The sequence below is a fragment of the Blastococcus sp. SYSU DS0619 genome (genome assembly GCF_054051035.1).
The window spans coordinates 16,274-29,896 of the sequence record NZ_JBJHAM010000024.1 but is presented as its reverse complement, the minus strand read 5'-3'; the positions used below and the strand labels follow the sequence as shown (position 1 = coordinate 29,896).

Below are 13,623 nucleotides of genomic sequence, written 5' to 3'. Positions count from 1 at the left end.
CCTAACGCCCGTCCCCGCCGGGCACCGCGTCGTCGCCCGCGAGCAGCGGTCGCAACCGGTCGAGGGAGGCGGCCAGACCCGGGTGCAGCGACACGGCGGCGAGCCCGGCGAGGGGGACCCACGCCACGCCGTCGCTCTCGCCGTCCAGCCGGAGGTCGGCCGCCTCGAACGGCCGCGCCGGGCGGGCGAGGACCGTCGTGTACGCCCAGCCGCCGTGGTCGTCGACCGACGCCGCGCCCAGGACGACGTCGCCGGGCGTCAGGCCCAGCTCCTCCTCGACCTCGCGCAGCGCACCGACGGCCGGCGACTCACCGGTGTGCAGCGCGCCGCCCGGCGTTCCCCAGGTGCCGCCGTGGTGGGACCACCAGGCCCGGTGCTGCAGCAGCAGCTCGACACCGCCGGGGCCGTCGCGGTGGATCAGCAGACCCGCCGCACCGGCCCGTCCCCAGTGGCGGTGCCCCTGGCCGCAGGAGGTCCAGCCGTCGGTGGAGGCGAGCACGCCCTCCAGTCAACCCGGTCCCGCGCCGGGCGCGCGAGGCCAGGTGGTGTTCCGCGGAACGTCCGTCTCTGCCCACCGGGGCTGGGCAGAGACGGACGTCCCGTGGGACTAGGTTGCGAGGAGGCACCCGCACGTCCGACGAAGGAGTCGCGCGCATGACCACCACCACGACCATGGCCGAGGTCCCCGGGCTCGTCGGCACCGAGCTCGGCAGCAGCGAGTGGCACGAGGTCACCCAGGAGCACGTGAACCTGTTCGCCGACGCCACCGGCGACCACCAGTGGATCCACGTCGACGTCGAGCGCGCCAAGGCGGAGAGCCCCTTCGGCGGCCCGATCGCCCACGGCTACCTGACCCTGTCGCTGCTGGCCTCGCTCTCGGGGCAGGTCCTCGCCGTCACCGACACGGTGATGGGCGTGAACTACGGCCTGAACAAGGTCCGCTTCCCCTCCCCCGTGCCGGTCGGCGCCAAGGTGCGGCTCACCGCGAGCCTGAAGTCGGTCGAGGAGGTGACCGGCGGCCTGCAGCTGACGCTCTCCGCCGTCATCGAGCGCGAGGGCGGCGACAAGCCGGTCTGCATCGCCGAGCCGGTCTTCCGCTACTACCGCGGCTGATCCGAAAGGTGCGGATCGCCGTCTTCACCGGCTCCCACGCGGGCCCGCCGGCGCACGCCGAGGCCGCGGCCGCCTTCGCCACCGGGCTGGCGAAGGCGGGTGTCGGCATCGTCTACGGCGGTGGCCACGTCGGGATGATGGGCGTGGTCGCCGACGCCGCGCTGGCCGCCGGCGGCGAGGTGGTGGGGGTCATCCCGCAGCACCTGGTCGACGACGAACTGGCCCATCCCGGCCTGCCGCGGCTGGAGGTCGTGCCGACCATGCACGAGCGCAAGGCGCGCATGGCGGAGCTCTCCGACGCCTTCGTCGCGCTGCCCGGCGCGGCCGGCACCCTCGAGGAGCTGTTCGAGGCCTGGACCTGGGGCATGCTCGGGCTGCACGCCAAGCCCACGGCGCTGCTGGACGTCGACGGGTTCTGGCAGCCGCTGCTGGCCCAGCTGCGCCGCATGGTCGACGACGGCTACCTCGACGGCCGGCGGCTCGACGCGCTGGGCGTGGTGGCGGACGCAGGCGAGCTGCTCGCGTTCACCGAGGGTTACCGGCACCCACCGCGGAAGTGGACCGCCCCGCCGTCGTCCGCCTGATCGACAGCCCGGGGTAACCCGCCGGCAACGGTGCGGTGGTGAACTGGAGGGATGGCATCGCCCCAGGTCCAGGACGCACGCGTCGTTCACGGCCACAAGCGCGCGTTCATCCGTGCCGGGGACGGCCCGCCGCTGCTCCTGCTGCACGGCATCGGGAACAACTGCCACACCTGGGCGGGGGTCATCGACCGGCTGGCCCGGTCGCACACGGTGATCGCCCCCGACCTGCTCGGGCACGGCGACTCCGACAAGCCGCGCGGCGACTACTCGATCGCCGCCTACGCCAACGGCATGCGCGACCTGCTCACCGTCCTCGACATCGAGCGAGCCACGGTGGTCGGGCACTCGCTGGGCGGCGGCATCGCGCTGCAGTTCGCCTACCAGTTCCCCGAGCGCTGCCAGCGCCTGGTGCTGGTCGGCAGCGGCGGCCTGGGCCCGGAGCTGTCGGCCGGGCTCCGGGCCGCGACCCTGCCCGGCGCGGAGCTGGTGCTCACCGCGCTGGCCGGTGCCTCCGGCCCGCTGCGCGCCGGGATGCGCGCCGTCGACCGGCTCGGCGACCTGGCCGGCTGGCGGCGGGTGCGCGACCTCGCCGAGGCCGGGGACGCCCTGCTGGCGCTCAAGGACGTCGAGGCGCGCCGGGCCTTCCTCCGGACCCTGCGCGGGGTCGTGGACTCGCGCGGCCAGGCCGTGACCGCGCTCGACCGGCTCTACCTGGCCGACGCGATCCCGATGCTGGTCATCTGGGGCGACCGGGACCCGATCGTGCCCTCGGTGCACGCCGACACGGTGCGCGCGCTCGTGCCCAACGCGAGGGTGGAGATGTTCCCCGGAGCGGGCCACTGGGCGCACCTGGACCAGCCGGAGCGGTTCTGCGACGTGCTGCTGGACTTCGTGGCCACCACCGAACCCGCGGCGCACGACCTGGACAGCTGGCGCGCGCTGCTGTCCCGCCCCCAGGAGGACACCCCCTCACCCGCCGCCGGCTGACGGCCCGGCGCGCGCCCGGCCGCCGCGCTGCCTAGCGTCGGACCCGTGGAGCACTGGGACGTCGTCGTCGTCGGCGGAGGACCGGCCGGGGCCGCCGCCGCGCTGGCCGCCCGGCGGGCCCGCCCCTCGGCCCGCGTGCTGGTGCTCGACCGGGCCGACTTCCCCCGCGACAAGGTGTGCGGCGACGGCATCGCCGCGGAGGCGCTCGACGTCCTCGCCGGGCTGGGCCTGGCCCCCGCGACTGTCACCGACGGCTTCCCCGCCGTCCCCCGGCTCCGGCTGAGCTCCCCCGGCGGCGCGACGGTCGAGCGGGCGACCGCCCGGCCCTCGTACGTCCTCCCCCGGGCGGTGCTCGACGCGCGGCTGATCGGCGCCGCCCAGGAGGCCGGGGCGGTGCTGCGCCGCCGGCTCGTCCGGTCCGTCACCGTGCGCCCCGACGCCGTCGAGGTGGACGGGTCCGTCACGGCCGCCGTGCTGATCGCCGCCGACGGCGCGGAGTCGGTGGTCCGCCGCGCCGTGGGTGCCGGCCGGAACCGCCCCGACCAGCTCGCCGTCGCCATCCGGGGCTACGCGCCCGAGCCCCCCGGGCAGCGCGGCGTGCAGGTCATCACCACGACCGAGCAGCACTGGCCGGCCTACGCCTGGTCCTTCCCGCTCGGGGACGGCCGGGCCAACGTCGGCTACGGCGAGCTGGTGTCCGGCGGGGCCACGCGGGCCGCGCTGCTCGACGGCCTCCAGCGGCTGCTGCCGGGGGTGGCGGCCGACGAGCTGCGGGCGCACCGGTTGCCGCTGAGCACCGGCCGGCCGCGCCAGCCCGACGGCCGGGTGCTGCTGGCCGGTGACGCCGCGGCGCTGATCAACCCGCTCACCGGCGAGGGCATCTTCTACGCCGTCCTCTCCGGGGCCCTGGCCGGCGAGGCGGCCGCCGCGGAGGCGGACGCCGGCGCGGTCTACCGGCGGGCGCTGGCCGGCCGGCTCGGCCGGCACCTGCGGCACTCGTCGACGGCGTCGGCGCTCAGCCGCTGGCCGCTGCTGATGGACGCCGTCTTCCGGGCGGCAGCGGGTTCCCAGCGGGTGTTCGACGACGTCGTCGCCCTGGGGCTGGCCGACGGACGGCTCACCCTGCCCGCGCTCGCGGGCGCCGCCCGCTCCCTGCGCCGGCCGGCGCCGACCGGTCAGGCGGGCGGTCAGGCGGGCGGTCAGGCGGGCGGTCAGGCGGGCGGTCAGGCGGCCGATTAGGCGGCCGCCACCTCCACCCGGCCGCGGCCGGCGCGCTTGGCGCTGTACAGGGCCGCGTCCGCGGAGGAGTAGAGCGCCCGCAGGTCCGGGCCGGCGCCGGCAACGTGCGAGACGCCCAGGCTCACCGACATGCCGTAGAGGGTGCCGTCGGGGAGCACCAGCGGCTCGCCGCGCACGGCGTCCAGCAGCTGCTCGGCCCGGTGCACCGCAGTGCGCCGGGAGCAGTCGCGCAGCAGCACCGCGACCTCGTCCCCGCCAAGCCGGCTGACCAGCGCGTCGGAGGAGCGGACCTGCCGCGTGATGACGGCGGACAGGTGCACCAGGGCGTCGTCGCCGGCCAGGTGGCCGTGCACGTCATTGATCATCTTGAACCGGTCGATGTCCAGGAGCAGCAGCGCGGTGCCCTCGCCGGCCGGTCCGCTGCCGGGCGCCTCCAGCGCGTCGTCGAGGACCCGCCGCGTGACCAGCCCGGTCAGCGTGTCGACGTCGGCCTGCTCCCGGAGCGCCGCCACCAGCCGCTCCTGCTTGCCGGAGGAGTGGATGAGCAGCCCGCCGATGACGCCGAGCATGGCGCCGAAGAAGACGAAGTCGGTCAGCGCGGCCTTCAGCGGAGCGGCGTGGACCAGCATGATCCCGCCGGCGGCCACGGCGACCACCGTGGCGAGCACCGCGCCGGCCGCCCGGAGGTGGAACCCGGCGTAGAGGACGACGAAGGCCAGGAACGCCTGGGCGCGGGTCGACGTCCCGCCGCCGAGGAGCGCCAGCAGGCACAGCACCGTCACGCCGCCGACGGCCAGGCCGACGAAGGCCCCGGCCCGGTCCAGCCGCTCGGCCGGCACCCACCGGTACACCGCCGCGACCACGGCCAGCCCGGCCACGCACGCCCAGACGAGCGCGCTGCTCGCATCCCCGGTCCTGGCGGGCCCGACGATGCCGACCGGCACCATCATCACGGCGCAGATGGCCAGCACGACGACCGCCGTCCGCGCGGCGGCACCGGGCTCGCGGGCCCGGAGCGACTGGGGGACGGTCACACCCGGTCCATCGGCACGGACCCGGCGGCTCGGGAGGGGCGCATCCCCCGTTAGCGGGGGCAACCCGGGGGTGCCTCCCGCGTCAGCTCCGTCCCGGACGCGAGGTGAACGCCTCGGTGCGCGCCGTCCCGTCGTAGCCGCCCTGCGGCGCCCCGAGCCCGAAGAGGGCCCCCACGGTCGGAGCGACGTCGACCGTGCGCGCCGGCGCCCCGCTCACCACCCCGGGCCGCACCAGCGGCGAGCCGCCCGACACCAGGAACGGGATCGGCTCGGTGGCCGGGTGCCCGTGGTTGCCGGGGATCGGGTTGGACAGCGGCGTGGGATCCGTGAAGCGCCAACCGGCCCGGCAGTAGGCGACCAGGTCACCGGCCTCGGGTCCCAGCCGCAGCTCGGCAGGCCGGTGCACCGACAGGACACCGGGATGGGCGGCCACCAGCCGCCGGACCTCCGCCAGGCCGACGGACCGGTCCCGCGCCGCCCCGGTCCAGTAGAGCAGGTCCGCGCCGCCGTTCTGGGCGACCTGCACCGAGTCCCGGAGGTCGGGGCGGGCGCGCAGGATCGCGTCGACCGACACCAGGTTCGTGGGGACCGACCAGTCCATCGAGTGATCGGCGAGCACGACGACGACGCTGCTGGACCACCGGCCGGTGCGCTGCAGGTGCCGCACGAACCGGCCCACCTGCAGATCCGTGCTCGCCAGCGCGAGGGTCCGGGCGACGCGCAGCGTGCTGCCGGTCAGATCGCTGTGCCCGACCCGGTCGATGTCGCCGAGGTTGACGAACACCAGGTCCGGATCGGCCTCGTCGACCATCGCGATCAGCGCATCGGTGGTCGCGGCGTCGGGCGCGTGCCCGGTGACGGGGATGACCGGGAACGGCTCCCAGCGGTAGGTGGCCCGCTCCCCGAAGATGCCGTACAGGTACTCCTTGGACAGCACGGTGCCGGTGGTGCGCCCGGTCGCGTTCACCCGCTCGAGCAGCGTCGGGAAGCGCAGGTCGGACGGCCGGTCCAGGTCGCGGACGGCGCCCTCGCTGCGGTCGAACACCGCGTTGGCGGGCACGCCGGACCGGTCCGGGCGGACGCCGGTCATCATCATCACGTGGTTCGGGATGGTCTCCATCACCGGCAGCGACCGCGCCGACGGGAACCAGGTGCCCTGCCCCTTGAGCCGGTGCAGGTTCGGGGTCAGCAGCGGGGAGATCTCGTCGGGGCGGGTGCCGTCGACGACGACCACGTACACCCGCAGCCGGTCCGCGGCGCTGGCCCGCGGTGCGCCGAACGCCGTCGACAGGACGACGGCCGCGCCGCCGGCGGCGGTGACCCGGAGGAACTGCCGGCGGTCCATGCCCGGCGTCCCCCCGCTCACGCCAGCCGCCGCGGCGCGCGCTCGACGCGACCGGTGCCGGCCGCGGTCCGCCAGGACGTCGACCAGGCCGCCGCGGACGACGGATCGGTGCGATCGGTGAGCACGAACCAGTCCATCTGCACCGCCGCGGGGGTCACCTCCAGCACCGAGAAGCCGTGCGAGTCGAAGTCCAGGTGCTTGACGTGCGGATTGGCCAGCCGGATCGCGGTCTCCACCGCCAGGGACGTCGTCCGGGGACGGGTGCCGAGGATGTCGTCGAGGTTGTCGCTGGTCACCGAGGTGCACACGAGTTCCACTCCGAGGCTGTCGCGGGTGAGGGGGTAGGTGGTGTCGTCGGCCGGCAGCTCGGCCGCCCAGCCGGAGTGGATGTCGCCGGTGAGGAAGACGGCGTCGCGCAGTGCCCGGTCGCGCAGGTGGGCCCGCACGCGGTCGCGCTCGGCGGGGTAGCCGTCCCACTGGTCCACGTTGTAGGGCAGCCCGGAGACCGCCGGGGCGGGTGCGCCGACCAGCGTCGTCACCCCCTGCACCGCCCGGAGGTCCAGCCCGTTCGGCAACCGCACCGGCGCGATCATCACCGGGTTGCCCACGAGCTTCCACTGCACCTGGTCCTCGGCCAGCCCGTCGAGCAGGAAGCCCAGCTGCTCGGGGCCGGTGAGCGAGCGGTCGGTGTCCCCGAGCGCGACGTCGAGCGGCGAGGCCGCCTGCTGGTCGCGGTAGGTGCGCAGGTCGAGCATCGAGAGGCTGGCCAGCCGGCCGAACCGCAGCCGCCGGTACAGCCGGCCGCCCGCGGTGTAGCGCACCGGCATCCACTCGGCGTAGGCCTGCTGGGCCGCCCCGCGGCGGGTGGCCCACGCTCCCTCGGCGCCCTCGGTGTGGTTCTCCGCGCCGCCGGACCAGGCGTCGTTGGCGCTCTCGTGGTCGTCCCAGGTGACCACCCACGGCGCCGCGGCGTGCAGGGCCTGCAGGTCGGGGTCGGTCTTGTACTGGGCGTGCCGGCGGCGGTAGTCGGCGAGCGTGCGGATCTCGTGCGGCGGGTCGTGCGGCCGGACGACGACGTCGCGCGCCTGGTACTCCCCCGGGCCGTACTCGTACAGGTAGTCGCCCAGGTGGACGACCAGGTCCAGGTCGCCCCGCGCGGCCAGGTGCCGGTAGGCGGTGAACCAGCCGGCCTGCAGGTTGGCGCAGGAGACCACCGCCATGCGCAGCCGCGGCACGGCGGCGTCGTCGGCGGGGGCCGTCCGGGTCCGGCCCACCGGGGAGTGCACCCCCCGGCAGCCGAACCGGTACCAGTAGCCGGTGGCCGGCCGCAGCCCGGCGACGTCCACCTTCACCGTGTGGTCGGTGGCCGGACCGGTGCGCACGCGGCCCCGGCGCACCACCCGGCGGAACGCGGCGTCGGTGGCCACCTCCCAGGTCACCTCGACGACGGGGCCCGTGCCCGAGCCCGGCGCCGACCGGGCATCGGGCGTGACCCGCGTCCACAGCACGACCGCCCCGGGCAGCGGATCGCCGGAGGCGACGCCGTGGGCGAAGGTCGGCCGGGTGGCGGGCGCGGCGCCGGCGGGGCCGGCGACGGCGATCCCCGCCACCCCGGCACCGGTGGCGGCGGCCAGCTGCAGGGCGGTGCGGCGGGAGATCGGGGGCGTCCGGGTGTTCACGGCCGGAACATCGATCTCCGGCGGCGGTGGTTACGCCCCGTACGCGACGTTCACCGGACGTTCGCCCGTCCGTCCCGCGCCGGTCCGGTCCTCGCCCGTCCGCCCGCCACCGGTCCCGCGCTGCCCGCGCCGGTCAGCGCAGCGCCGTCACCAGCGTGACGCCGGTGGACCCGGAGGTCTGCACGACGAACCCGAGCTCGGCGAGGGTGTCGGCGACCGCGGTGTTCATCAGCTCCTGCACCGCGGTGTGCGCCGAGTCGCCGCGGGACCCCTGCACGCTCATCCGGTCGTGCGTCCGCCAGCTGACCAGCACCCCGCCGGACCCGGTCTCGGGCACCAGGCAGACGCCACCGGCCGCGGCGCCCTCAGCGGCGTCGTACAGCGGCAGCCCGGCCTCGGCCAGCGCCGCGGCGACCTCCACGACCAGGGTGGTCAGCGGGTCGGTGTCGGTGAGCAGCGCGTCCCAGTCCTCGGGCAGCCGGTCGAGCTGGTCGCCGAGCTCGGACAGCCACGCGCGGTCCGCCGGGGTCGGCCGGGGGGCGAGGGTCCCGTCGGGACGCGGCACGCCGAAGACGCTCACGGCGAGCAGGTCACCGGCGAGGGCAGCCCAGTCGGCGTCCAGCTGGTCGTCGAACGGACCGGCCAGGACCCGCGCCGCGTCGTCGACCAGCCACCAGGCGTGCGGAGCACCGGCCGGGGCGGCGGCGGGGGCGGGCGCCGGGGCGGGCTTGACGGCGACGGCGCCGGCCCGGCGGCGGCCCTGCGGCTGCGCGGCACCGCCGGCGGAGCCCACGGCCCGGCGGCCGGCGGGGTGGGTGCCGGTGGCGCGGGCGGCCGAGCGCTGCGCGCTCTGCTGCGCCGCGGCGCGGGCGTACTCGTACCGGGCGGTGGAGCTGGTGCCGAGGACCACCACCACGGCGGTGCAGAGGAAGAAGCCCAGGAGGACGGCAGCGGTCGGCCACAGCAGCGTCGTGCCCATGATCACGTGGGTGCTCCTCGGAAGGGTTCGCGCGGCCGGGGAAGTGCCGCGGTCAGGAGCGAAGTTACGGCGCCGAGGGGCCGTGGACGGCCGGTTCCGAGCCACTCCGGAACCGGCCGTCACCCGATCGTTGCGACCGGCTCCCGGAGGGCACGGTGACCCCTCCCCCACGACGGCGCCATGTCGACATGTGCGGCTCTGACCAGCGCGAATGCGCCCGGAGGGGGGTGCGGTCATCCCCGTCGCCGGGGCCCGCCCGGCATGTCGGGGCGGCCGGCGCACCCCGGAACGCGGAACGGCCCGCCGGCGGGTGCCGACGGGCCGTTCGCGTGCTGCGCTCCCGGGTCGGTCGACCCGGAGCTACCGGATCAGTTGACCCGGACCTGCATGAGTGCACCCTGCGCGCTCATCCCCGTGACGGTGATGACCGTGCCGGTCTTGGGCACGTCGACGCCGGTCCAGCCGTTGGCGTCGGGCTGCTCGCCCGGCGCCACCCACCAGTCCAGGGTGTCGTCGAAGGTCGGGACGGCCGGCAGGCCACCGATCTTCTGACCCACGCCGGTGTCCGGGTCGTGCAGCGTGATCTTGTCCGTCGGCTGCCGCCCGAAGGTGGAGTCGTAGGACTGGACGCGCGGCCGCCAGCTCTCGCCGTTGGTGCGGTCGTCGCCCTCGTCGTCGGTCGGCTCGTAGAGCAGGCCCGGGTGGGCGTCGACCGGGAGGACGAGGCCGGCGCCCGGGTGGGCCCCGACGTTGTTGTCGCTGTACTGGGTGTTCCAGTAGCTGATCAGCAGACCGTCCTGGTACGGGAAGTGCTCCACCCAGTCCGGCCGGCGGGGGTCACCGAAGTTGTACGGCCCCGTCTTCAGCCCCGTGTCGTAGCCGGTGTAGGCCCGGTTCTCGAGGATGTAGGCGTTGAAGTACGAGTTGGTGGTCGTGCCGGTCGTCTGCTCGAACCCGTCCAGCGTCCACTCGGTCACCGGGGCGCCGTCGATGGCCACGGCGTCGACCTGCAGGCCCGGCTCGGTGGCCGCGCCGTCGGTCCAGTAGCGGAAACCGACCAGCGCGCCGTCGGGCACGCCCGCCAGGCTCGCCGAGAGGTCGACCCACTCGCCGCCGGTGCTGCCGGTGATGCCCTGGCCGAAGTTCTGGCCGTTGGGGTCGGTCGTCGTCGACAGGTTCGTCGGGATCGACGTGAAGGTGTTCCCGCCGTCGGTGGAGTACACCGCGTAGGCGTAGTCCCAGTCCTCCTCGATCTGGTAGTTGACCTTGGCGGTCAGCTCCTGCGCACCGGCGGGCTTGGCCGCCAGCATGCTGTTGTCGAGGTCGTCACCCGAGCCGGAGTACCAGAAGTCCTCACCCTCGAACGGGGTGCCGATCGTCGTGGTGACCTCCTTGTCCGGGAGGACGACGACAGCGGCCTGGTTCTCCTTGGAGTTGTACGCCGCCGGGCCGAGACGGAGGTTCGCGCTCTCACCCGGCTGCACGACCTCGTAGTTCAGCCAGCCCAGCTGCAGCTTCTCCCAGGCGCCCATGTGGATCGGCTGGGTGCCGATGCCGTCCTCGGGGCGACCCGAGTTGCCGTAGGAGCCGGAGCTCATCAGCGTCCAGAAGGCGGTGCTGTTCTCCGCGCCACCGCTGTTGCCCGAGGTGTCGTAGAGGTCCGGCAGGCCGAGGTCGTGGCCGAACTCGTGGGCGAAGACGCCGACGCCGCCGTTCTCCGGCTCGACGGTGTAGTCACCGATCCAGTACTTGGACCCGCCGACCGGTGCGCCGCCGAGCGGGTTGACCGCGCCGTTGACCGTCGGGCCGGCGGTGCCGATCCGGTTGGTCTGGTTGTACCAGCGGTGGCTCCAGATGGCGTCGTCGCCGAGGACGCCGCCGCCGACCTCCTCGCCCTCGCCGGAGTGCACGGCCTGGAAGTGGTCGATGTAGCCGTCGGCCTCGTCGAAGTTGCCGTCGCCGTCGGAGTCGTAGCGGTCCCAGACGTCGAACTGCGAGAGGTACTCGTCGATCTCCGCGGGGGTCTTGCCCGCGGCGATCTGCTGGTCGTACCAGGCGTTGACCGAGTCGTTGACGAACAGCCAGGTGGTGGCGTCACCGAGGTCGTTGTCGCCGTAGGAGGCGCCGGTGCCGGGCACCTGCACCCAGTCCTCGACCTCGCCGGTGACGGTGTAGCGGCCGGAGGAGAGCTGCTCGTAGAAGTTCGCCACGGAGTTGACGCCCGGGGCGGTGCTGTAGAGCAGGGTGTCGAAGTACCCCTGCGAGAAGTCCTGCGTCCAGATGGTGCTGTTGTCCACCGAACGGTTGGGCGCGGGGATCGAGTTGTGCGGCAGGTCGCTGAACTCGCCGAGGACGGTCCAGATCGCGTCGCTGTCCTCCTGGGCCAGCTCGACGTAGCGACCCTTCGCGACCTCGACGACCTTGTTGTTGCCCCGCGGGGTGGCCTGACCGCTGAGCACCTGCTGGAGGGCCTCGGCGCGCAGCGCGCGCTGCGTGTCGGCCAGCGGGCTGGGCAGGTCGTGGGCGCGGGCGGGGGTGGTCGGGGTGTCCTGCACGCGTGGCGCGGCGGATGCCGTCACGGGAACCGCCATGACCAGGGCGGCACCGGCGACGACGGCCAGAGCTCTCTTCAAGGATGGTTCTCCTGCGTTCGGAGGGAGACCGTCCAGCCGACCGGTGGGGGGCCACCGACGGCCCTCACGGGCGGTCGGATCGGGACGTTAGGTGAGCCCTGCACCCATGTCCACAGAGCGATACCGACCAGTCACAGAACGGTTCCGTCCGTAGGTGCCGAACTGCCCGGATGACCTGGGTCTTTACCGCTGCGAAACAGCGGATGACGACGTGATGGCCGTCTCACTTACTGGGACGGGGGCGTCGTTCGCGGGACGCCACCGCCGTGGATCGGCGACGGCGACGGTTCCCGGAGCGGCCCCCGGGAACGCATACTCGGCGGCGTCGGGGGCCGACCGCACGGACGGCCCGCACAGCGGCGGGCGGAGGACGTCACGGACACCCTGCGCGGGCTCCTGGCCGGCCTCGTCGCCTTCGTGGTCGTCGTCCTCGGCATGGGTGCGCTGGGCGGGGTCGGCTCCCGGGAACTGGGCCTGGCCGCGCTGGTCGCCGTGCTCGTCGGGGTGCCCGCCGGCCGTCGCCCCTGGGCGCCGCACGGCTGACGGACCCTCCGGAGCCCCGGGCGGCGTCCCGTGCGCGGGGACGCCCGCGACGGGCGACCGGGGTCGGCGGAGGGCGTGGGATTCGAACCCACGAAGAGGGATTACCTCTTAGCGGTTTTCAAGACCGCCGCCATCGGCCACTAGGCGAGCCCTCCTGGCGCCGTCGAGGCTAGTGCCTCGTCCCGCGGCCCCGCGTACGACGTCACCCCCCGGCCTTCCGGACGGTGGAAGCTCCGCTTTCCCCCCGTCCATGGTGTGTCTAGCGTCACAGCCACCACCTCCTTACCGGCCGCGACGCCGCCAGCGAACGGAGCTCGAACGCCATGCAGCCCACCGCACGACGCGCACGGAAGGGCCTGGGGACGGTCGTCTGCGGACTCGCATCCGCGTCCGCCCTCGCTCTCACCCTGGCCACGCCGGCTTCCGCGGCGCCGCAGCCGTCCGAGCCGACCGTGGTCAGCGACCTCGCCTACGGCACCGCGACGCCGGGGAACCTCCTCGACCTGCACCTACCGGACGCTCGCGGGGGCAGAGCCGGGCTGCCCCTGGTCATCTGGCACTCCGGATCCGCCTGGTTCAGCAACGACGTCAAGACCGGTGAGCAGGCGCTCGACGTCGTCGAGGAGTTCACCGGCCGCGGGTACGCCGTCGCGACCATCAACGTGCGCTCCAGCTTCGACGCCCGGTTCCCCGAGCAGGGCTACGACGTCCGTGCCGCCATCCGCTTCCTCCGGGAGAACGCCACCCGGTACGGCCTCGACCCGGACCGGTTCGCGTTCATGGGCAACTCGTCGGGCGGCTGGTCCGCGGCCTTCGCCGCGACCACGAGCGACATCGCGGAGCTGCCCGGGGAGACGGGCGTGGACGGGACGTCCAGCGCCGTGCAGGTGGCGGTGCCGTTCTTCCCGCCGACGGACTTCCTGTCCATGGACACCTTCGCGGCCGAGAACGACCTCCCGATGCAGCCCGGCATCTACCCGCACGACGCGCCGGACTCCCCGGAGAGCCGGCTCGTCGAGTGCCCCGGCGAGGTCTTCCCGGCCCAGCTCGTGAGCATCCAGGCCTGCCCGGAGCAGACCGAGGCGGCCGACCCGAGTAGCTACATCGAGGGCGAGGAGATCCCGATCTGGGTGCTCCACGGCCTGGCCGACCCGCTGCTGCCCTACAACCAGAGCGAGCTCGTCTACGACACGACGACGGCCGCGGGGAACGAGGCTCGGTTCACCCTCGTGCCCGGCGCCGGTCATTCGGTCGACGACATCATCGGCGCCCGGGAGTCGACGACGTGGCTCACGAACGCCTTCGGCCGCGAGCGGGTCGTCCACCGCGCCGCCCCGACCTGGCACGACATCGACCGGTTCCTCCGCAGCGGCTTCGCCCAGGCGGAGCGCGCCAACCGCTGAGCCGGGCCGCCGGTGCCCGACCTCGCGGAAGTCGGGCACCGGACCATCACCCAGGGGCCGACTTCCCGGAAGTCGGCCCCTGGG

The 13,623-nt window shown here is 74.6% G+C and carries 12 protein-coding genes and 1 tRNA gene; 6 read left to right on the top strand and 7 right to left on the bottom strand.

Annotated features, from left to right (window positions below):
• Position 1: 1 nt before the first annotated feature.
• Positions 2-499, bottom strand: a complete 498-nt coding sequence (locus tag ACI79T_RS18855) for an NUDIX domain-containing protein (RefSeq protein ID WP_456611632.1) — start codon at positions 497-499, stop codon at positions 2-4.
• A 155-nt stretch (positions 500-654) separates the two neighbouring features.
• On the opposite strand from ACI79T_RS18855, the gene ACI79T_RS18850 reads away from it, so the two are divergent.
• Genes ACI79T_RS18850 through ACI79T_RS18835 form a run of 4 tightly spaced genes read left to right on the top strand, consistent with a single transcriptional unit; the run spans position 655 to position 3,923 of the window.
• Entirely contained in the window at positions 655-1,113 is a 459-nt protein-coding gene (locus tag ACI79T_RS18850; RefSeq protein WP_456611631.1) for a MaoC family dehydratase, read from the top strand.
• Between the two features lie 8 nt (positions 1,114-1,121).
• The gene (locus tag ACI79T_RS18845) at positions 1,122-1,697 is read left to right on the top strand and encodes an LOG family protein (protein ID WP_456611630.1); all 576 of its coding nucleotides are present in this window, start codon (positions 1,122-1,124) and stop codon (positions 1,695-1,697) included.
• A gap of 51 nt (positions 1,698-1,748) precedes the next feature.
• Positions 1,749-2,684: an alpha/beta fold hydrolase gene (locus tag ACI79T_RS18840; protein WP_456611629.1), complete on the top strand. Its 936-nt coding sequence runs from the start codon at positions 1,749-1,751 to the stop codon at positions 2,682-2,684.
• A 45-nt stretch (positions 2,685-2,729) separates the two neighbouring features.
• Positions 2,730-3,923 carry an NAD(P)/FAD-dependent oxidoreductase gene (locus ACI79T_RS18835; protein ID WP_456611628.1) on the top strand — a complete coding sequence of 398 codons (1,194 nt, stop codon included), beginning with the start codon at positions 2,730-2,732 and terminating at the stop codon, positions 3,921-3,923.
• On the opposite strand, the gene ACI79T_RS18830 is transcribed toward ACI79T_RS18835, so the two are convergent.
• From ACI79T_RS18830 to ACI79T_RS18810, 5 genes are all read right to left on the bottom strand, one after another.
• Positions 3,920-4,957 (bottom strand): GGDEF domain-containing protein, encoded by a 1,038-nt coding sequence (locus ACI79T_RS18830; protein ID WP_456611627.1) that lies wholly within the window; start codon positions 4,955-4,957, stop codon positions 3,920-3,922. The two genes, ACI79T_RS18835 and ACI79T_RS18830, sit on opposite strands and share 4 nt — an antisense overlap.
• Before the next feature lie 82 nt (positions 4,958-5,039).
• Positions 5,040-6,302, bottom strand: coding sequence for an alkaline phosphatase family protein (locus tag ACI79T_RS18825; RefSeq protein ID WP_456611626.1), 1,263 nt, complete (start codon positions 6,300-6,302; stop codon positions 5,040-5,042).
• 17 nt (positions 6,303-6,319) lie between these two features.
• Entirely contained in the window at positions 6,320-7,981 is a 1,662-nt protein-coding gene (locus tag ACI79T_RS18820; RefSeq protein ID WP_456611625.1) for an alkaline phosphatase D family protein, read from the bottom strand.
• A 133-nt stretch (positions 7,982-8,114) separates the two neighbouring features.
• Positions 8,115-8,960, bottom strand: coding sequence for a hypothetical protein (locus tag ACI79T_RS18815; RefSeq protein ID WP_456611650.1), 846 nt, complete (start codon positions 8,958-8,960; stop codon positions 8,115-8,117).
• 368 nt (positions 8,961-9,328) lie between these two features.
• Entirely contained in the window at positions 9,329-11,593 is a 2,265-nt protein-coding gene (locus ACI79T_RS18810; protein WP_456611624.1) for an immune inhibitor A domain-containing protein, read from the bottom strand.
• A gap of 417 nt (positions 11,594-12,010) precedes the next feature.
• Here ACI79T_RS18810 and ACI79T_RS18805 point away from each other — a divergent pair, with 417 nt between their 5' ends.
• Positions 12,011-12,136 carry a hypothetical protein gene (locus ACI79T_RS18805; protein WP_456611623.1) on the top strand — a complete coding sequence of 42 codons (126 nt, stop codon included), beginning with the start codon at positions 12,011-12,013 and terminating at the stop codon, positions 12,134-12,136.
• A 67-nt stretch (positions 12,137-12,203) separates the two neighbouring features.
• Here the strand turns inward: ACI79T_RS18805 and ACI79T_RS18800 are convergent.
• A tRNA-Ser gene (locus ACI79T_RS18800) sits at positions 12,204-12,291 on the bottom strand.
• A gap of 168 nt (positions 12,292-12,459) precedes the next feature.
• Between ACI79T_RS18800 and ACI79T_RS18795 the strand changes: the two genes are divergently transcribed.
• Positions 12,460-13,539 (top strand): alpha/beta hydrolase fold domain-containing protein, encoded by a 1,080-nt coding sequence (locus tag ACI79T_RS18795; protein WP_456611622.1) that lies wholly within the window; start codon positions 12,460-12,462, stop codon positions 13,537-13,539.
• Positions 13,540-13,623 lie beyond the last annotated feature (84 nt).

Bases quoted from the DNA above. Each gene is read 5' to 3' on its own strand.
- ACI79T_RS18850 (WP_456611631.1), top strand. From the start codon at position 655: ATGACCACCACCACGACCATGGCCGAGGTCCCCGGGCTCGTCGGCACC.
- ACI79T_RS18840 (WP_456611629.1), top strand. From the start codon at position 1,749: ATGGCATCGCCCCAGGTCCAGGACGCACGCGTCGTTCACGGCCACAAG.
- ACI79T_RS18825 (WP_456611626.1), bottom strand. From the start codon at position 6,302: ATGGACCGCCGGCAGTTCCTCCGGGTCACCGCCGCCGGCGGCGCGGCC.
- ACI79T_RS18815 (WP_456611650.1), bottom strand. From the start codon at position 8,960: ATGGGCACGACGCTGCTGTGGCCGACCGCTGCCGTCCTCCTGGGCTTC.
- ACI79T_RS18795 (WP_456611622.1), top strand. From the start codon at position 12,460: ATGCAGCCCACCGCACGACGCGCACGGAAGGGCCTGGGGACGGTCGTC.